Source organism: Luteimonas sp. A611 (assembly GCF_054072715.1).
The window spans coordinates 541,653-561,242 of the sequence record NZ_JBSVRP010000002.1; the positions used below are offsets into that span (position 1 = coordinate 541,653).

Here is a 19,590-nt window from a genome sequence, read left to right on the forward strand (position 1 = left end):
GGAGGACATTGCCATACGTGGCGTGACTACTCACACCAGCCGAATGACAGAGGAACGGCAAGTCGGACTTATTGCACCGGGCGATCCCTTGCCCCACCTGGCTCACCCCAGTCCGCGACCAGGAATGTTGCAGCCGCAAAGAGGACTTGGAAATAGAGAAACCCATGTGCTCTCCTCGAATGATCAGTAATCACAGCCTGAAAACGTTGTGCGCGCGCGGCAGCACACCCTTCACGTCGAAGATGATTCCGCCAGGCTTGAGGAACGACTCGACTGCTGCGCCGGAATCGTCGGGAACGAACTCGCGATGCCCAACAGCCAGGACAACCGCGTCGTACTGACCCGCGCCCGGGTCGGACAGCAACTCCACGCCGTATTCGTGCATCGCTTCACTGGCATCCACCCACGGATCGTGGATATCAACGCGCGCGTTCGTGGCCCGTAGCTCTTCGATCACGTCCACGACTTTGGTGTTACGCACGTCCGGACAGTTCTCCTTGAATGCCAGCCCCAGCACAAGGATGCGCGAATCCACGATGTTGATCCGCGCCTGCGCCATCAGTTTCATGACCTGGCTTGCCACATAGGGTCCCATCTCATCGTTGATTCGACGTGCTGCAAGGATCAGCTCGGGGTTGTATCCGAGCATCGCTGCCTTGTGGGCGAGATAGTACGGATCCACCCCGATGCAGTGGCCTCCAACAAGCCCGGGCGAGAACCGCATGAAGTTCCACTTCGTGCCGGCCGCTGCAAGCACCTCGTGCGTGTCGATGCCGATGCGATTGAAGATTCGCGCAAGTTCGTTCATCAGCGCGATGTTGACGTCGCGCTGGGTGTTCTCGATCACCTTGGCCGCTTCGGCGACGCGGATCGAACTGGCCTTGTGCGTGCCCGCTTCGATGATCGACGCATACAGGTCGTCGACGTAGTCTGCGATTTCGGGCGTGGACCCAGCTGTCACCTTCGTGATCTTGGTGACGGTACGTTCCTTGTCGCCCGGGTTGATCCGCTCTGGGCTGTAGCCGCAGTAGAAGTCCTCGTTGAACTTCAGGCCCGACACCTTCTCGAGCACCGGCACGCAGACTTCTTCGGTCACGCCCGGGTATACCGTCGACTCGTAGATCACGATATCGCCGCGCTTGAGGATCGAACCGATCGCCGCACTGGACTTCAACAGCGGGTCGAAATCGGGGCGGCGCGCCGTGTCGATGGGTGTGGGCACGGTAATAATGAAGACGCTGCAGTCGCGGATCTTGTCGAGGTCGCAGGTGAAGGTGAGCCTGGATGCGGCCGCCAGTTCCTCGCTGTCGACCTCAAGCGTACGATCGTGTCCATTGCCCAGCTCTGCCACACGCTCGGCACTGATGTCATAGCCCACCACATCCATCCTGTGCCCGAATGCCACCGCGAGCGGCAAGCCCACGTAGCCGAGCCCCACGATGGCCAGGCGCTTCTCGGCGCCGGAATTCTCGGTCATTTGTTCAAGTTCCTGTCATGTTGATAACGCGCGCACACGGTTGCCGAAGGCGGCGGGACCGGCATGCCGGTCGACGAATGCAGGCCCGTGTTCCAACGTGCGGCGGCGCAGCTGTGGGCTGGAGCCGAGCGTCTGGATGACGCGAGCCAGGTGTGACGGCGCCGCGTAGACCGCGGCCTGGCCGAATTGTAACCGCCAGCCCGGATCCAGGATCGGAATGCAGCCGGCCGCCATCGCCTGAAGGACGCCCGTCGGGGGCGACGACGCGCCCTCCGGCGGCGTCGGATCGATCCAGAAATCGACCAGCGCCAGGTAGGTCGGCTTGAGGGCGATCGCGCGATCGTAAACGGTCCATGGTGCGGGCAGACCATCCGCGTCGCGGCCTCCGGCAGTGGCCCATGCGAGCACTGGCCGCTCGTGCAGCTTGGCCAGGCGGTCCAGCCAGGGCTGCAGGCGCCCCGCCGGCGGGATCTCGACCCCCAGGACCGGCTCACGCGGCTCGACGCTCTCCCGCGCGGGTGTCCGCCAGTGCCGCGGCGCCACAGCGCGGGGCCACCTGCGGTCAGCGACGGGCGTGGCTGAGCCGTTGGCTGGCTCCCTCGGTATCCACAGAGGGTTGAGCCCGAATATGACCCTGCAGGCCCGCTCCGACAGGCTCCTGTCGTCACCGGCGTGCGCGCCCGACTGCGCGGCCGTGTCTTCGAGCAGAAGCACCCGGTCCACGTCGATGGACGAACGCAGGAGGGTCATGTAGGTCAGCAGCGCCGGTTGGGTGACCACCAGCGTCCCGACGCGCGCATGGCCACCCAGGTCGATCTCCTCCACCGCCTGCCGCTGGAGCAGGTCCTGTACCTGCACGTCGTACGGTTCGACGGCCAGGGGGGTCAGGTTGGTGAACAGGTCCTGCTGGATGATGGCGACCCTGCGTTGCGACTCCGCGATGACGGCGATTTCATCGGAGGTTTGCTCGGCGCCGGGCGAGGACAGTCGGTAATCGGACAGAAAGGCAATATCCAACGCCGCGCCTGCCCGCGGAACCGACTGGAACCGCGAGGGCCTGGGGAACTTCTGTTCCGCCGGGTCCGGCGTGCGGATCGTGATGTTCGAGTTGCGGCCATGCCACGCCTCGAAACTGCGGCGATACATGGCGCGCGCAGGGTGCCGCCAGCCGGGGCGGAGCTCGGCCCGGGACAGCGACCCCTTGCTGAGCCTGATGAAGGTCAGGATGTCGGGCAGCACGGCGATGCGCTTTTCGCCGAAATGCAGGCGAAGGCGCGTCGAAAACTCGGTGTCGGCGCCCTTGCGGGAAGGGTCGTAGTAGCCGATTGCGTCCATGACCGGGGCGCGCCTGAACAGCAGCGACGACTCATTGGTCCTGAACGCGGGAACTCCGGGCAGGCTGACAAGCAGGTTGTCGTCGGCCCGCAGGCCCGTGCAGTAATTCGCCACCAGGCCCTTGTCCGCACGCAGCATGGCAACCTGGCGTTCGATCCGGCTGGGGTGCGCCCAATCGTCCGAATCGTGGACCGTGAAGTATTCGCCGGAGGCCTCGGCAAGCGCCCGGTTGCGGGCGACGTAGGTGCCGCCGTTGCGCTCCTGCCTGAGCAGCCGGATGCGCTCGGGGTCAAGGTCGACTGCTGCGGCGAGGATCGCGTCGTAGTCGGCCGGAGAGCCGTCATCCACCAGCAGGATTTCCAGGTTTCGCCAGGTCTGGTTGACGATGGAGCCTACGGCCGAGATCAGGCTCGCGTCGGGGCACCAGCTGCTGATCGCTATCGTCACCAGCGGACCTTCGACCGTGCCGGCAGCCAGGTCACACGCAAGTCCGTCGAACGGGAACGGATCGATGGAAGCGACGCCAACCGGCTCGACGCGCCGCTCCCACAGGATCTGGTTCACCCGCGCCAGCCAGCGTTCCATCGATGCATGCGGACTGCCGGAGAACGGATTGGCCAGGTCGCACAAGGCGTATCTGTGCTCATAGCTCTCTTTTGGCAGCAGCTCGAGCAACGCCACCGCGGCGGCGTAGTCGGCGATGCACAGGGCGACCTGCAAGGCCGAGTTCACGTGGCGCCGGGGCAGGTAGCGTGGGCCATGCACCTTCACGATTGCCTGGTAGATGGCGTGGGCGTCCCGCCGATCACCCGCAAAGATGTCCTGCATGGCGAACAGCCTGGCCAGGCGCGACGCGACGGCCGGATCGAATGAACGCCACCGGCTCGCTTCGACCGACGCGGGGTCGCGCATTGCCACATGTGCGATGGACAACACCGCATCGAGTCCCGCAAGGCCACCCGATGCGAGCCAGGCCAACACCTCACGCGCTGGCGCCGAGCGCATGCGCAGTGCAGTGGCATCGAAAGCAGCGTGCTCCTTGGGCCCCGTGAGCGATTCCAGCATGTCACGAACCACCCTCGGAGCCAGGCCGCTGGCGATGCCGGAACTCACGGGTTGTCAGCTCCTGCCGCTGCAGGCGCAGGTTCGAGCGCCAGCACGACCGTCCTGGGACCGAGGCTATCGGCTGGCTTGAGGCGCGGGAACTCCTGGCTCCAGCGCTCAAGCATCTCCTCCTCGTCCGCCCTGGTCGCGTCGTCGACAACGACGATGCCGCCTTCGCCCAATGCCCCGAAAAATTGCGGGACCGCCGGATATCGCGCCAGAGGCCCGGTGGACGCCGGAGGGCCGTCCACCATCAGCATGTCGATCGGTGCATCCTTGCCCGCTTCTCCGATCGAGTACCAGGGATATGTCGCATCACCGATGGTTACATCGGCCAGCGGCGCGTCCCTCACTTCCGCCCACTCCTCGAGTCCGGCGCTGCGCAATGCGTCGCGCGTCCGGTCCGCATACTCGGGCAAGTGGTCATAGGAGATGATCCTGCCTGCGCCGATGCGGCGCAGCGCCAGCGCGACCCAGACGGTCGACGCACCGCTGCCCAATTCGACAACCAGCCGCGGCCGCCGCTCGAGCAGCAGCTGGACCAGCCCGTACACGGATTCCGGGTCCATCGCCCAGCCTCCGAGGAGAGGCGTCGGCAGATCGACCTGGAGTATCTGGCGAAGCTGCAGCACGGCCTCGACTTCACGTACCGTTTCGTACTTGAGCCACTGCAGTCCCCGCCGGGAGATGCTGCGCAGCTGCTTTTCGTCGCGGGATAGCGCCTTGAGCTTGCGCTTGTCGCCTTCGTAATCAGCCCGCAATTCCTCCAGGCTCTTGCTCGTAGCCTCGATTCCCTTGCTTGTAGCCTCAATGCCCTTGCTCGCCGCCTCAATGCTCTTGGTCGTCGCCTCAATGCCCTTGCTCGTCGCCTCCAGCCCCTTGCTGGTTGCCTCCACGCTCTTGCCCGTTTCCTGCAACCTGTTGTCGACGCCGTCCAGGACGGATTTCAGCTCGACGATCGCACCGGCCTGTCGGCCCAACTGCTTGACCGCTTCATCCAACGGCCCCTGGCGAGCGTCAAGCTCGCTGTGGATATCCCTGTAGACGCGCATGGCCAGGCTGGAGTGCTCCATCAGGCTGCGGCGCGTCTCCTGCGCGGCGTCCGCCTGGGCCTGTAGTACATCGGCCTGCGCCTGTAGTACCCCTGCCTGCGCCTCGCACAGCTGCACAGGGATCCCACCAATCGCCGTCTTGACCGACTCCAGCTCGACTGCCGCCGTGCGCTGGTTGCTCGTGGCGTCTACGAGCGCGGAGACCAGCGAGAGCTGGTTGGCAGCATTCACGGTGGCAGCGCCGGACTGCTCTTCGGCAATCATTGCGAGGGAGCGTTCAAGTACGGCAAGACCGCGTTTTGTTTCCTTGCGAAGGCGCACCGTCTCGTCCTGCGCTTGTCCGACCGCTCGCCGGTGTTCCTTTTCAATACGCGCCAACTGCTTCCAGAGTTCACCGGGATGCCGTTGCTGCCAGGATGCCAGCGTCTCGAGATCCGCCCTGGTCGCGGCGACCATCCGCATCAGCATGCTTGCCCGCTGGAGCAGGGCCGCAACCCCTCCGAACACCAGTAGCCACCAGGCCACCATCCCGAACACCAGGTACGCGGTGCTGCCAGTGAGGATTCCGGCCGAGATCCCGGCCAATCCCGCAAGCGCCAACGCCAATCCACCCAATCTCCGTACCGTGATGAATCTGCCCATCCGTCGCTCCACTCCGCTGTTCATGGATTTCCTAGGCCCGTCGGGCCGCATCGCCCACGCCCAGCATCGGCAGCAGCCTGGCGTAGCTTTCTCCCAACTTCTGTTTCTTCCCCGCTACCGACAACGCTAGATCCCGGCTGAGTTCCTCCCGCCATGGCGAAAGCTGCCGCACCACGTCGGTCTGCATGTCGTCATTCTTGCGGAATTCCCTGAAGAGCGTCGTTTCCTCGGTCCCTATGGGCAGCAACCAGTGCGCCTGGCGCGCAATCGCCACCAGCGGAATGCGCCGACGCCGGGTCTCCAGCGCCAGCCATACGTCCGCCATCCCCGTTGTTTCGAACCACGCGAGCTCCGGGCGCAGCAGATCCGTATGGAAGGCGACTGTACCGGTACCGAGCTGATTGACGATGATGTCGGTATCGAGTCCTTCTTCGAAGTGGAGCAGCGTCCGCCCCCGGAAGAAGCTCCTGATCGGCTTTGCATAGATGGTTCCGTGCAGGCCAACGATCACATTTCGTTCATAAAACTCGATCTTCCGGATCAGGCTCTGCACATACTCGGGCGGGTAAGCGATGTCATCGTCCACCGTGAAGCAGAACCCGTCAGGCACGTCCTGGGTGAAATGGAACTTGCCGTTGTCCCGCAGATCCGGTCCGCCCACTACGGCATTGATGCGCGAGTGCTTGAGGAAGGCGGGGACGTCGTCGTATCCATTGAGGTAGATGTTGATCGTATCCACCTGCGGCAGAAGGGCGGCCACCACGATGCGCAATTTGTCTTCACGGGGCGGGTATGTCGCCATGCACGCCGTGATCTTGTTGCCGTCATAACGGCCCTCGCCGACCAGCAACCGTCCAAACACCGGATATGGGCGCCGCACGACCGGAAACGGCATGTAAGGCCTCAAGCCGCGCTCGTCCAGGTGCTTGTGCCATTTGTCGCACATCGCCGCGTAATGCCTCCTCTGCGGCGAGAGGAAGCTTTGCGCCGCATTTCGATCCTGAACGAAGTTGATCGCATTGGCCGGGTCGCTGGTCAGGGAACCGTCCCGGAGCAGCGCCACGTACAGGACGTCTTTCACGTTGACCTGGGCTTCCAGGCCATACGTGATGCGTACGCGTCTCAGGAACTCGTCGTCTGCAGACGTCCTGACGGTATCGAAATAGCCGATCTCCTCGATCACGCTCTTCTTGACCATCTGGCTGATGTACGCCACACGCTCGGCGACGCCGTTGATCAGGATCGTGCTGCCGTCTTCTTCATTCTTCCGGACATGGTTGCAGGTACTCACGGCAACCCCTGCCCGGTTGAGCGCGTGAAACTGCTTCTCGATACGGGCAGGCAGCGAGATGTCGTCGCTGTCCATGAACGTGACGACAGAGCCGGACGACTTCGTGATGCCGAAGTTCTTGCAGAAGTACGTTCCGTTGTTCTCGCCGAAGCAGTACAGCTTGATCCTGCCGTCTTTCCTCTGCAGCGCTTCCACGCGCGCCCGGGTCGAATCGGAACTGCTGTCATCGACGACGACCAGTTCCAGGTTGCGCCAGCTCTGCTCGAGTATCGAGCGGATCGCCGCTTCGACGTAGTTCTCCGTGTTGTACGTTGTCATGATGACGGAGATGAGCGGCTCGCCCGGGTAAGTCACCTCCGCACCGACCACACCCCCCTTCTTCCGGGACATGTAGGGCACCCCTGCAATCCGGACGCTCTGCGGGGGAGGAATGGTCTGCGGAGCAGGTGCACCTGCAGCGCCCGCTCCGGCAGAACCAGCCTTGCCGGGCGCCGCAACCTGAGGCTGCCCCTGGCCAGAGGCCTGGAGCTCTGCCCGGCGGTCGTGCTCGCCGGTCGTCGGGTGGGCCGACGGCACCGCCCGGGTGATCTGCGGTGAGGACACCGCCTTCCCGGCCCGCATGGGCCACCGGAGTAGCCCGGATAGCCGCCGCAGCGCGCTGAAGATCCTGCCGTTGAGGAGGGCCTCGTGGCGCGAATGGAGCATGTCTGTGCGGGTACGCATCTCCGCCTTCAGCCGCGAAAGTTCGAGCGCCTGCAGTTCGATCTGCCCTGCAGAACGTTGCTCAACCCTGGCCAGGTGCCCGCGCAGTTCGATGATTTCCGACTGCAGCGAAGCAATCTCGTCGGAACTGTCGACGCCGCTGCGTCCGCCTTCGGATACTTGTTCCACCATGACCACGCCGTCCGGCTCACCGTTCCCCGCTTCCGGCACGACCAACGCCGGAACGACAGGGATCTCCGGTTCGACCCGGATCACAGGTTTACTCCCCGGCCCCAACTTCCTGGTCCCGCCGATGAGTGCCTTGAGCGGTGCCCGCTCGGCCCGGGTGCCTACGGGGATGAGCAACACGACGGGATCCCGCCGTACACAGGCCATGCTGGTGTAGCCGTGATTGCACAGGAAACCGCCCAGCCTCTTGGACTCCTCCGCGTGCGGTGAATGAAGCTCGACGACTGCCCGATGCTCGGCCGCGATCCGGCCAAGCACATCCGCCCATCCGCGGGCGGGTTCGACGGGCAGCAGGATCAGGCCTACGCGGCCCGACTGGCTGCCGATCAGGCCTGTCTGGAAAGCATGCAGTTCTGCAAGCCCCAACTGTTCAAGTATCGGGCCGCCCAGGACGTCGCCGCCGGCGGGCATCCGCCGAACCTGCACTGCCGGCTCCGGCTTGTGCAAGTCTCCTGGTGCGGCTTCGAGTCGGGCGTGGACCTGGAGGACAAGATCACCGGTGCGCACCAGCGCGCCGATCACTTCGATCCGAGGGTCGTGGAGTCTATTCACGGATTCATTTTCACCTGAGGCGGGCGACGCCCGCACAGAAAGCCAATGTACGAAGTCACTTCCCACTTCCGTCCTCGACCCGGAGGGTCTCCGGATCAGCGTCGAACCCGACCGATGGCATATGCCCGGGCACCGCACAGATCGCCTGGAGCTGTGCAATCATGAGTTCGTACATCCTGGTCGCGTAATGGAAAGGGGCGACGCCCCATCTGTGGCCAGGGTCGGCAAATATACCATCGGGATAATCGATCACTGCGCCGACGCCGTTCCTCTGTAGATACCCGTACATGGTCTCGAGTGTGCGATTTCTTTGAGCAATCAATGCCTGGTTCTCGAGCGGCTCGCCATTGTCGAACTCTCTTGCCCAGAACGCACGGTTCACGATGATGCGGGCAGGCGGTACGGTCCGCAGCAGGCGACCGACACCCCGTTTCCAGACAGCGAGGTGCTGGTTCGTGCCTGGCGTCACCACCGGCCCCGTCCATCCGCTGACGCTGGCCAATTCACGCGAGAGCGTGAACAGCTCCGGGACGGTATTGGAGCCGCCGAACCGCGCCAGATTGAATCTTTCGTCGATGAGGTCGACCAGGAGGAAGTCGAACTGCGCTCCCTCGATGACCGAAAGCGCACGCTTGCGCAGATCGATATCGACCATCCGCCGCTGGAACCGGCTGGCGATGCGCGGCACATTTGCTCGCACGCTGGGGGGGGCGGGCCTGGTCAGGAACGCACTGGCCAGCGAGGTGCGGGCGATGTAGCCCGCCAGCTCCAGGCCATGGCCGGTCAGCGCGAACGCGTCCCGTGACACGCAGCTTCCCAAGATGAATATCCGGGGGCAAGCAGGCATCATGCGGGCAACCCCGCGGCCGTACGTTGTTCGGGATCCAGACGCAGCCCACGGGCGCGCACGCCATCTTCGTCACCCTCCCAGGTGTGCTGGGACGCATCGGCGCTACGCCGGCACAGAAAGCCGAACCCGTCGCCCACCGCGATCCTTATGCCCTGTCGACTGCAGTCGTCCAGGAACTGGGAGTCGACGCCACGCCTGCGGCCACTACCGAACGGGAGGCGGCGCAACACGTCTGTGGTGCCAGCCAGGGTTGCGCCACAGATCTCACCTCTTCGCCACCCGTCCGCCACGTGGAAAGCGAAGCCCAGCCGTGAAGGGTCGCAGTAAACGGCGCCATCAGACTCGAACCGCGTGAACAGCAGTGGCATTCCAACGACTTCCGCAGCTGCCATTTCGAGCAGGGCGTGGACTCGCGTCAGATACTCCGGAGCGTAATAGTCGTCATCGTCCATCTTTGCCCAGTACTCGCCGCGCGCGCGCGATACCGCCAGGTTGAGGCAGTCGCCAAGGCCAACGGACATGGGCGCCTCGAGCACGACAACCCGTCGACTTCCGGCCGAGAGCTCTACAGGCGGCATTTCCTGACCGTGGAGGACAACGATCAACTCGCAGCAGGTATGCGACTGCCGCCGGAAGTTTTCCAACGCTTCCAGCACGCGCTCGGGGCGACGAGTCACAAGCAGGCAGGAGAGCATGGACGTTCGCGTTGGTACGCGCACGTCGAGATCGCGCCGCATGGTCGTCAGCGCATCCAGAACGGTATGTCCGGCGAGCAACTCATCCGCCATCCTTCTGCGCCACACCGCCGTGCCGAAGTCATCGGAAGCATGTGAAAGGCCATCTTCCACGGAGGTTGCGAACGGTTGCAGGCTCTGCAGCGGCCAAGCTTCAGCAACAGCGGGATCCACCACGACGAGCGAGCCGCAGGCGGCCGCCCTCAACATTTCCTGCTGGATCCTCCAAGAGGGCCTGACTTGACTCGCGGTGAACAGTTCGGCATCCGCCATCTTGGAGAGCACCAGTTTGTCGACCCAGCTGACTGTACCCACCAGAACATGCGCATCCGATTGTGCGGCCTCGGCATTGGCAGTGGCGACATCCCAATAGCTGTCCAGCAACCAGACCGACGCGTGCGGGGACCCAACCCCTGCTGGCGTGGATGGCGCGCTTGCGTCGGCAAGCGCATCGTGGAGCACGATGAACTGCCCCGCCGGCTTCAATGCGGACAACGGGTCGGTCTTGAGTGGGTTGTGCAACCTCGGCTGGATCCTGGGGCCAATCAGCCCCAGCTTCCCCGGGGCCACGTCCTGCAGCGCGCGCTCATGGACGGCGCGATCGATGGCATAGACGTGGTCGGCGATGACAGCCCACTGCCTAAGGTAGGGATAATCACCAGGGTCACAGCGGAGCCACACCACGACTGGAATGCCCAGCGATGCGCATTGATCCAGGACCGACCGCACCGGGCCGCCTTCGACCCTGAGTTCATGCCGCCACCCTGCGTCCATGTCGTGGAGATCCGTGTCCAGGAGCAGGAACGCGGGCGATTTGTTGCGCAAGGTCTCCGATGCGTCCACCGGGCTCAGCCTCAGTACCGGCACGTCGAAGGCGAGCTCGGCAGCCAGGGTGGGACCAGAGATCACAGCGATCGCGTGTGCCGCATCACGACCAAAATTCCACTCGAGTGACTGGCAGTCCCGCCCGCACACGAGGGACTCGATCACCTCGTCCGACAACAGTCCCGCCAGGTAGGGGGCAACGTCGACGAGGCGGAAACTGACGTCGCCGCCGGTGTCGGGAAGATCCGTTCGCACGATCTCCGCGGGGATTCTCGCGTCGGGCTCGACCTTTGGCGCAACAACGGCCACCTCTGGCGTGGTACGCAGCCACCCGATCAACGCCCGTAGCGGAGCCATGATGCGCCAGGATGTGCTGCTCCGCAGTTCTTCGATCTCTTGACGCAGCCGGACCGAATCACGACGCGCTTGCAACAGCTGCCGCGACAGGCTGTTCGTCTCCAGCCGCTCACCTGCTCCCATTGGTATTACTCCCTCGCTCCAGTCCGCCTCGTCCGTCTGGATGGCGGCGATGGAACTTGGCCTCCAACGCTACGACGCCTGCTCGGAAGCCACGACCGCCTGCCGCTTGAGTTGCTCCTGGTACGCATGACGGCGGAGCAACTCCTTGTAGACGCCGACTACTTTATTGACCGAACCGACGCTCTTCACTCGACCATTGTCAATGAGGATCGCACGATTGCAGACTTGCCGGATCAAAGAAAGACTGTGCGTTGCAAGCACCACGATTTTGCTGCCGCCGACACGGTTCATCATGCGTTCCTTGGCACGCTCCACGAACGCTGCGTCCCCGGTACCGATCCATTCGTCAAGAATCATGATGTCGTGATGCGTGGAGGTCGAAATCGCGAACCCCAGCCGCATTCTCTGGCCCGCCGACAACGTCCTGAGGCGATGCAAGGACTTGTGCTCAAGTTCTGAGAACGACAGGACGGAGGGAATAATTGCGCGCGCTTCCTCGAGCGGGGTTCCCATGGCCGCGCATCGAAGCAGGATGTTCTCGACCACGGTGGCGTCCGCATTGAAACCCAGAGACAGGTTCATCAGTGCATGTCTGGATCCTTCGACATGGATCCTGCCACGCGTAGGCTGATAGGCCCCTGTCAGTATGTGCAGCAGCGTCGACTTGCCCGCACCGTTCCTGCCGATGACGGCAAGCCTGTCGCCATCGTTGATCTCGAACGACACGGATTCCACCAGAGTCACGAACTGGCGCTTGGGCGCGGAGAACGCGGCTCCTCCCAGCACACCCCACCAGCTCCCCATACGACGTTCGCCATGAAGATACATGGGCACATCGAGGCCGACATTTTCCAGAACGAGCTTGGCCATCGATCAGATCCAGAGGGGAATGAATCGCGCGTAGCGGCGGTAAAGGATGGTCGACAGGATCAACATGACCGTCGTCATGATTGCCACGTAGATCCAGGTGACCGACTCGACGCTCCCTCCCAGGAAGGGCGACCTGATCATCTGGACCAGATGAAATGCTGGATTCACGTACATCAGGGTCGCCCGGATGCTCTCTTTGGGAACGAAGGCTGGATCCCAGAGAATCGGTGTCAGCAGGAAGCCGAACAGGAAGAGCGTCGTGGTCAGCTCCTGTATGTCCGGGTACCTGGCCCCCAGAAGTGACACCACTACCCCAAGGGCAACAACGTTGATCACGAGCAGCGGCACCGTCAGGAACAGCGTCAAGAAGCCCTGGATGCTTGCCATAGGCGATAACAGAAACGCGATCGAGACGATTGCGAACGCGGCGAATGCGGAGATTGCTGCTTTTGACAGCGCACGGAATATGTAGTCGGTAAACCGGGTCCTCCCATCCATGATGAAAGGGCGGTGCGACAGCATCACGGATGAGGTCTCGCCAATGACCTGGGTGATGAATCGCCAGATCAGATATCCCATGCCCATGTACGGCATGAACGATCGGGGATCCCGGCCCGAGAAGCCTGCGTAGAAGTTGCCAATTACCAGCACGGTTGTCGCCGGCGGAACGAACAGCCAAAGCACGCCAAGCCGGGACCGACGATAACGGCTGATGATGTCCAGCCATGCCGAAAAGGTCCAGAACTCCGGCCGCCGCAAGCTGCCAAGCGCATCGACCCACAACAACTGCCCACCCAGGGGTTTGCCGGCGGCGGCACTGCCGCTCCTGATTCCTGTCACCACGTTCGTCACGGACTCTCTAACCCCGCAGGGCGTGTGCGAGGTCCGCACACAGGTCGCGAAGGTGCTCCACCCCCACACTCAACCGCACCAGGTCATCCCCGATCCCCAGCCGCGCCCGCGTCTCTTGCGGCACCGACGCATGCGTCATCACCGCCGGATGATTGACCAGACTTTCCACGCCACCCAGCGATTCGGCCAGCGTGAACAGCTGGGTGCGTTCGCAGAAGCGCTTCGCTGCATCGAACCCGCCCTTGATGCGGAACGAGAGCATGCCGCCGAAGTCGTCCATCTGGCGCTTGGCCAGCGCGTGCTGGGGGTGCGAGGTGAGCCCTGGGTAGATCACGTCCTGCACGGCATCGTGCGCCTGCAGGAACTCCGCGATCGCGTGCGCGTTCTCGCAGTGGGCCTTCATGCGCAGGTGCAGGGTCTTCAGGCCGCGCAATGCCAGGAAGCTGTCGAACGGTCCCTGCACGGCGCCCGCCGAGTTCTGCAGGAACGCCATGCGATCGGCGAGGTCGGCGTCGTCGCCCACCACCACCATGCCACCGACCATGTCGGAGTGGCCGTTGAGGTACTTGGTCGCCGAGTGCATGACGATGTCGGCGCCGTGTTCCAGCGGCCGCTGCAGGATTGGCGAGGCGAAGGTGTTGTCGACCACGACCAACGCGCCGTGGCGGCGCGCGATCTGCGCGATCGCGGCGATGTCGACGATCTTCAGCAGGGGGTTGGTCGGCGTCTCGATCCAGACCATTTTAGTCTTGGACGTGAGCGCGGCCTCGAACACTGCCGGGTCGGTCATGTCGACGAAGCTGAAGTCCAGCCCGGCGCTGCGCCGGCGCACGCGCTCGAACAGACGGAAGCTGCCGCCGTAGAGGTCGTCCATCGCCAGCACGTGGTCGCCGCTGTCCAGCAACTCCAGGATGGTGGCGGTGGCCGCCATGCCGGACGCGAACGCGAAGCCGCGCGTGCCGCCTTCCAGGCCCGCCACGCAGCGCTCGTAGGCGAAGCGCGTGGGATTGTGGGTGCGCGAGTACTCGAAGCCCTGGTGTACGCCCGGGCTGGACTGGGCGTAGGTCGAGGTGGCGTAGATGGGCGGCATCACCGCGCCGGTGCTCGGGTCCGGAGACTGGCCGGCATGGATCGCCTTGGTTCCAAGCCCCCACGCCGCCGTGTCGACCGCCTCGCGGGGGTCCGTCATGTCGCTGAATCCATTGAATTCCGGGGCGGGGATTCTACCATTGAGCCGACCTCCGCCCGGGCGCTCACTGCACCCGCCTTCGCAACCAGTTCAGCAGGTCGATGCGGGTGATCAGCCCCAGGAACCGCTCCCCGTCGAGCACGATCGCAACCTGCCCGCGGTCGAATACCGGCAGCAGCGACTCGACCGGCGACTTGACGTCGAGGATGTCGAGCTTGCTGACCATCGCGGTCGAGACCGGGTCGCGGAAGCGGTTCTCGTCGCCGTAGACGTGCAGCAGCACGTCGGATTCGTCGAGGATGCCGACGATGCTGTCGCCATCCATCACCGGCAGCTGCGAGATCTCGTAGAGCTTCATGCGCTGGTAGGCGGTGACCAGCAGGTCGCCCGGGGCCAGCACCACGGTGTCGCGCTGCGAGTAGGGCCGCAGGATCAGGTCGCGCAGGTCGCCATGCTGTTCGCGCTCCAGGAAGCCGTTGTCCAGCATCCAGTAGTCGTTGTAGAGCTTGCTCAGGTACTTGTTGCCGGTGTCGCAGACGAAGACCAGCACTTTCTTCGGCGTGGTCTGCTCGCCGCACCAGCGCAGCGCGGCGGCCAGCAGGGTGCCGGTGGACGAGCCGCCGAGGATGCCTTCCTTGCGCAGCAGCTCGCGCGCGGCCAGGAAGCTCTCCTTGTCGGGAATGGCGTAGGCCTTCTTCACCCGCGAGAAATCCGAGATCGAGGGCAGGAAGTCCTCGCCGATGCCTTCCACCATCCAGCTGCCGGACTTCTCGCTGAGGGTGCCCTCGTTGATGTACTCGGTCAGGATCGAGCCGACCGGGTCGGCCAGCACCATCTCCACGTGTGGGGCGTGCTCGGCAAAGCAGCGCGACAGGCCGGTCATGGTTCCCGAGCTGCCGCAGCCGAACACGATCGCGTCCAGCCCGCCCACGGCCTCCATCTGCCGCAGGATCTCCGGCCCGGTGCCGTGCTCGTGCGCGGCCGGGTTGTCCGGGTTGCCGAACTGGTTGATGAAGTAGGCGCCGGGCGTCTCGGACGCGATCCGCGCCGCCAGGTCCTGGTAGTACTCCGGATGGCCCTTGGCGACGTCCGAGCGGGTCAGCACCACCTCCGCGCCCATCGCCTTGAGGTTGAAGATCTTCTCCCGGCTCATCTTGTCCGGGACCACGAGGAGCAGCCGGTAGCCCTTCTGCTGGGCCACCAGCGCCAGGCCGATGCCGGTGTTGCCGGCGGTGCCCTCCACCAGGGTGGCGCCGGGCTGCAGCTCGCCGCGCGCTTCGGCGGCCTCGATCATCTCCAGGCCGATGCGGTCCTTGATCGAACCACCGGGGTTCTGGCTTTCGAGCTTGAGGTAGAGCTCGCACAGGCCGGTGTCCAGGCGCTGGGCCTTGACGATCGGGGTGTCGGCGATGAGGCCGAGGACGGAGGAATGGATCGTCATGCGGGTCGGGTGCGTGCGGGAAAGCACGGATTATCGCACCGGCCCACGACCGCCGTGCTCACGGTGGTCGGCAGACAGCTCACGGGCGGCGGCGACCGACGAGGATGGCCGCCGCCGCCCGTGACGTCCGGGAACATCAGTGTTTCAGCACGTCGTAGAGACGGGTCAGGCGGTCCTTCGCAGCGAGCTTCTCGCGCTTCATCTGCGAAAGGGTGGTTTCATCGATCGGGAGCACGCCGAGTTCGGCATCGAGCACTTTCTTGTCCAGCTCCTTGTGGCGCTGGTAGAGCTGCTTGAACTCGGGATGGCCCTTGATCAGCTTGTCGAGTTCCGCCTGGGGTTGCCCTTCGAACATGGAATTCCTCCTGCGAACATGCAAACGCCCCGGCCGGTGAGGGCACGGGGCGTCGTCGGGGGTACAGACCGGACGCGGGGCGGGTCCCGCCCCCACGGCCCACCGGCGGCCTGCATTGCCGGGGGTGGGCGCCTGGTTCGTGATCGGCTCGGTCATCGGTCTGGCTCTGTCGCCAGGTGGCTGGGGAAGAAAGCTGCCGCCTGGTCATCCGACCCTACTCCTCCCCACTGGGGTGGACAAGGGCCCTTCCGGGGGCCACCGCATGCCGCCGTCACGGAACCGGCGCGACGCACCGGACCGGTTCAGCAAGGTCGAGACGGAGCCAAGCGTCCGAAAGCGCCGAAGTCTCGTAAGCCTTTGATTAAAGCGTTGAAACCTGCCCCACGCAGGCTCAGGGCGTGTCGCCGCCGGACTCCAGGCTGCGCATCAGCTCTTCTTCCTGGCGCTTGAGCTCGGCGGCCCGCTGGCGGGACGCGCGCAGGCGTGCGGCCTCACGTGAGGACACGCCCTGCAGGACGGTTTCGGCCTCCTGCCGGGCCAGCGATTCGGACTCTGCGGTCTCGCGCAGCCGCGCGGCTTCCTCGGCCTGGATCTGGGTCTGGATGCGCAGCCGCTCGGCCTCCTGGCGCGCGCGCGCGGCCTCGCGGCGGCTGGCCTCGAGCAGCAGGTCGGAGCGTTCGCGGTCAAGCCGGTCGATCTCGCGCCGTGCCGCTTCGGTCTGCACCGCCACTTCGGCGGTTTCGACGCGCCACTGCGCGACTTCCAGCGCGGCGGGCCGCTGACGGCTGCTGCGCGTGGCCGCCAGCGCCTGCACGGCCTGTCGCGCCTGCATCCGTTCCAGCGAGGCCAGCGTATTGAGCGCAGGGTCCGCGTCGATCGCGACCAGGCGCTGGTTCAGGCCCGCGACCTCGGGAGTGTCCTGGGCCTGCGCCATCGGCAGCGCCAGCAGCAGGCACAGGCAGGCGGCAACTTGCAGCCGGGTCTTCATGGCGTGTCCTCACGGCGCAGGCGCTGCTGCAGGTCGGCCACTTCGGCGCGGCGCTGCTCAAGCTCGGCGCGGACCGTGGCCTCATGGCTGCGCGCGGTGGCCAGTTCGGCCAGCGCTGCAGAACGCAGCGCCAGGTCGCGCGCCTCGCCCTCTTGCCTGTTTGCCATCGCCGCCTGCGCCTGGGTCAGCAGGCTGCCTGCGCGCGCCAGCTCGGCGGCCGCGTACTGCTCGGCATCGGCATCGGATGCGCGCGACACCGCCTGCCGCGCCGAGGCAAGCTCGGCGGTAGGAGGCGGCATCGTCGCGCAAGCCGTGAGCGCCAGCACGCATCCGCATGCCAGTGCCTGCAGCGTGGTCCTGAAGTATGCGAAGCTTGTTGCCATTAGGGGGGCCGTGCCGTCTACGGGATGCGCGGCCATTGTCGACAGCCTTCGCCCGATGCGCAACGGTCAGGGCGGGCCATTGGGGATTGGTACATGGACATCGGCTATTTCCTGAAGCTGATGGCGGAAAAGAACGCGTCGGACATGTTCCTGACGACGGGCGCGCCGGTCTACATCAAGGTTGAAGGCAAGCTCTATCCGCTGGGCAATACCGGCCTGCCGCCCGGCATGGTCAAGAAGATCGCGTACTCGCTGATGGACGAGGGCCAGGTGCCCCAGTTCGAGCGCGACCTCGAGCTCAACATGGCGATCTCGCTGCAGGACTCCGGGCGCTTCCGCGTCAACGTGTTCAAGCAGCGCGGCGAAGTGGGCATGGTGATCCGCGCGATCCGCAGCACCATCCCCACGATCGAGGAGCTGCAGCTGCCGCAGGTGCTCAAGGACATCATCATGGCGCCGCGCGGCCTGGTGCTGCTGGTCGGCTCGACGGGCTCGGGCAAGTCGACCTCGCTGGCCTCGATGATCGACTACCGCAACAGCACGACCGCGGGCCACATCCTCACCATCGAGGATCCGATCGAGTACCTGCACAAGCACAAGAAGTCGATCGTCAACCAGCGCGAGGTCGGCCTGGATACCCACGCCTTCCACAACGCGCTGAAGAACGCGATGCGCGAGGCACCGGACGTCATCCTGATCGGCGAGATCCTCGACGCAACCACGATGGAGGCGGCGATCGCCTTCGCCGAGACCGGCCACCTGTGCCTGGCCACGCTGCACTCCAACAACGCCGACCAGACCATCGAGCGCATCCTCAACTTCTTCCCCGAGGCCGCGCACAAGAACGTGCTGATGAACCTGGCGTTGAACCTGCGCGCGGTGGTGTCGCAGCGGCTGGTGGTGGGCATGGACGGCCGCCGGATGCCGGCGACCGAGGTGTTGATCAACACGCCGATGATCCGCGACCTGCTGCGCCGCGGCCAGGTGCACGAGATGAAGCAGGCGATGGAAGAGTCGCTGGAAGAAGGCATCGAGAGCTTCGACCAGTGCCTGTTCCGGCTGTACAAGGATGGCCGGATCGAGCGCGAGACCGCGCTGCGCGCCGCCGATTCACGCGAAGGGCTGGATCTGAAGTTCAGGCTGTCTGAGGGCGGGAGCGGCGAGCACGATCCTTACGCGGACGTGTTCGGCAACGGCTGAGGGGCTGCGATCCGGTTACGCGGCTGCTTCCCCCGAAGGGCGGGGCCTACCAGAGCTGTCATTTCGACCGCAGGGAGAAACCTGCCATCGGAATTCCGGTAGGGCGGATTTCTCCCTGCGGTCGAAATGACAAGCCAAGGTGATCCGCCGCCAACCGCCCTCACCGCGGCGCGTCCGGCTGGCGGTCGGGGGCGGCGTCGCGGAACGCGGGCAGCTGCAGGCAGGCTTCTTCGATCGCGGCGATCACCGGATAGCGCGCCATGTCCACGCCGAAGCGGCGCGCGTTGTAGACCTGCGGCACCAGACAGCAGTCGGCGATGGTGGGGGCGAAGCCGTCGCAGAAGGTGCCGGTCGCCGGATGGTCCTGCAGCAGCGCCTCGAAGGCATCGAAACCTTCCGTGATCCAGTGCCTGGTCCAAGCGTCGCGCTCGGATTGCGGCACGTTCCATTCGCCCTCCAGGTAACGCATCACCCGCAGGTTGTTGAGCGGATGGATGTCGGTGGCGACCAGCTGCGCCAGCGCGCGCACCCGCTGGCGCTCGCGCGAGGTGGCCGGCAGCAGCGACGGCGTCGGCCAGACCTCATCGATGTATTCAAGGATCGCCAGCGATTGGCGAAACATGCGCTGCCCGTGCTGCAGCACCGGCACCAGCTTCTGCGGATTGGTGGCAGCGAAGGACGGTGCCAGCTGTTCGCCGCCCTCGCGCAGCAGGTGGACCGGCACCGTGTCGTAGGCGAGGTTCTTGAGGTTGAGCCCGATCCGCACGCGATAGGCCGCGCTGGATCGCCAATACGAATACAGCCTCAGTTCCTCGCCCACCCAACCGCCCCCTGGGCCGACCGACCCTGTCCTGCTATTACGTAGTGTCCGTGCTTCGCCGGACAGCGACGGCCCCATGCGGGCGCACGGGCCGAGCTGCCATGCCGTTCCTGCGCGCATCGCGCCGCGCATCCAGCACGCCATCGTCACCCGGCGTCGCGCTGGCCCGGGCGCCATCCATCGCGTCAGCTTCCCGCCC

Annotated in this window: 16 protein-coding genes; 2 read left to right on the forward strand and 14 right to left on the reverse strand. The window is 64.9% G+C overall.

What is annotated here, in order from left to right; all coding sequences use genetic code 11:
* Positions 1 to 190: 190 nt before the first annotated feature.
* From ACW5EG_RS12740 to ACW5EG_RS12755, 4 genes are read right to left on the reverse strand one after another with little or no spacing between them, the layout of a single operon-like run.
* Entirely contained in the window at positions 191 to 1,477 is a 1,287-nt protein-coding gene (locus tag ACW5EG_RS12740; protein ID WP_457018615.1) for a nucleotide sugar dehydrogenase, read from the reverse strand.
* A gap of 15 nt (positions 1,478 to 1,492) precedes the next feature.
* Positions 1,493 to 3,925 (reverse strand): glycosyltransferase family A protein, encoded by a 2,433-nt coding sequence (locus tag ACW5EG_RS12745; RefSeq protein WP_457018614.1) that lies wholly within the window; start codon positions 3,923 to 3,925, stop codon positions 1,493 to 1,495.
* On the reverse strand, positions 3,922 to 5,610 hold the full coding sequence (locus ACW5EG_RS12750; protein WP_457018613.1) for a class I SAM-dependent methyltransferase: 1,689 nt from the start codon (positions 5,608 to 5,610) through the stop codon (positions 3,922 to 3,924). Before ACW5EG_RS12750 ends, ACW5EG_RS12745 begins: the two co-directional genes overlap by 4 nt.
* 31 nt (positions 5,611 to 5,641) lie before the next feature.
* On the reverse strand, positions 5,642 to 7,972 hold the full coding sequence (locus ACW5EG_RS12755) for a glycosyltransferase family 2 protein (RefSeq protein WP_457021709.1): 2,331 nt from the start codon (positions 7,970 to 7,972) through the stop codon (positions 5,642 to 5,644).
* A 90-nt stretch (positions 7,973 to 8,062) separates the two neighbouring features.
* Between ACW5EG_RS12755 and ACW5EG_RS12760 the strand changes: the two genes are divergently transcribed.
* A complete protein-coding gene (locus ACW5EG_RS12760; RefSeq protein ID WP_457021711.1) occupies positions 8,063 to 8,422 on the forward strand; it encodes a hypothetical protein in 360 nt (119 codons plus the stop codon).
* Between the two features lie 37 nt (positions 8,423 to 8,459).
* On the opposite strand, the gene ACW5EG_RS12765 is transcribed toward ACW5EG_RS12760, so the two are convergent.
* The 9 genes from ACW5EG_RS12765 to ACW5EG_RS12805 form a co-directional block, all read right to left on the reverse strand.
* Positions 8,460 to 9,254, reverse strand: coding sequence for a DUF6270 domain-containing protein (locus tag ACW5EG_RS12765; RefSeq protein WP_457021713.1), 795 nt, complete (start codon positions 9,252 to 9,254; stop codon positions 8,460 to 8,462).
* A complete protein-coding gene (locus ACW5EG_RS12770; RefSeq protein WP_457021715.1) occupies positions 9,251 to 11,293 on the reverse strand; it encodes a glycosyltransferase family 2 protein in 2,043 nt (680 codons plus the stop codon). The genes ACW5EG_RS12765 and ACW5EG_RS12770 overlap by 4 nt, the downstream gene beginning before the upstream one ends.
* A 69-nt stretch (positions 11,294 to 11,362) precedes the next feature.
* Complete coding sequence (locus ACW5EG_RS12775) at positions 11,363 to 12,163, reverse strand: ABC transporter ATP-binding protein (RefSeq protein ID WP_457018608.1); 801 nt, start codon at positions 12,161 to 12,163, stop codon at positions 11,363 to 11,365.
* Between the two features lie 3 nt (positions 12,164 to 12,166).
* Positions 12,167 to 13,015, reverse strand: coding sequence for an ABC transporter permease (locus tag ACW5EG_RS12780; RefSeq protein WP_457018606.1), 849 nt, complete (start codon positions 13,013 to 13,015; stop codon positions 12,167 to 12,169).
* A gap of 7 nt (positions 13,016 to 13,022) precedes the next feature.
* Positions 13,023 to 14,204 carry a cystathionine gamma-synthase gene (locus ACW5EG_RS12785; RefSeq protein ID WP_457021717.1) on the reverse strand — a complete coding sequence of 394 codons (1,182 nt, stop codon included), beginning with the start codon at positions 14,202 to 14,204 and terminating at the stop codon, positions 13,023 to 13,025.
* Between the two features lie 64 nt (positions 14,205 to 14,268).
* On the reverse strand, positions 14,269 to 15,645 hold the full coding sequence (locus tag ACW5EG_RS12790; protein WP_457021719.1) for a pyridoxal-phosphate dependent enzyme: 1,377 nt from the start codon (positions 15,643 to 15,645) through the stop codon (positions 14,269 to 14,271).
* 136 nt (positions 15,646 to 15,781) lie between these two features.
* On the reverse strand, positions 15,782 to 16,000 hold the full coding sequence (locus ACW5EG_RS12795) for a YdcH family protein (protein ID WP_457018601.1): 219 nt from the start codon (positions 15,998 to 16,000) through the stop codon (positions 15,782 to 15,784).
* Between the two features lie 391 nt (positions 16,001 to 16,391).
* The gene (locus ACW5EG_RS12800; RefSeq protein WP_457021721.1) at positions 16,392 to 16,988 is read right to left on the reverse strand and encodes a hypothetical protein; all 597 of its coding nucleotides are present in this window, start codon (positions 16,986 to 16,988) and stop codon (positions 16,392 to 16,394) included.
* Positions 16,985 to 17,287, reverse strand: coding sequence for a DUF4398 domain-containing protein (locus ACW5EG_RS12805; RefSeq protein WP_457018598.1), 303 nt, complete (start codon positions 17,285 to 17,287; stop codon positions 16,985 to 16,987). The genes ACW5EG_RS12800 and ACW5EG_RS12805 overlap by 4 nt, the downstream gene beginning before the upstream one ends.
* A gap of 177 nt (positions 17,288 to 17,464) precedes the next feature.
* On the opposite strand from ACW5EG_RS12805, the gene ACW5EG_RS12810 reads away from it, so the two are divergent.
* A complete protein-coding gene (locus ACW5EG_RS12810; protein WP_457018596.1) occupies positions 17,465 to 18,571 on the forward strand; it encodes a PilT/PilU family type 4a pilus ATPase in 1,107 nt (368 codons plus the stop codon).
* Positions 18,572 to 18,731: 160 nt separating this feature from the next.
* Here the strand turns inward: ACW5EG_RS12810 and maiA are convergent, their stop codons facing one another.
* On the reverse strand, positions 18,732 to 19,391 hold the full coding sequence (maiA, locus tag ACW5EG_RS12815; protein WP_457018595.1) for a maleylacetoacetate isomerase: 660 nt from the start codon (positions 19,389 to 19,391) through the stop codon (positions 18,732 to 18,734).
* Between the last annotated feature and the right edge of the window lie 199 nt (positions 19,392 to 19,590).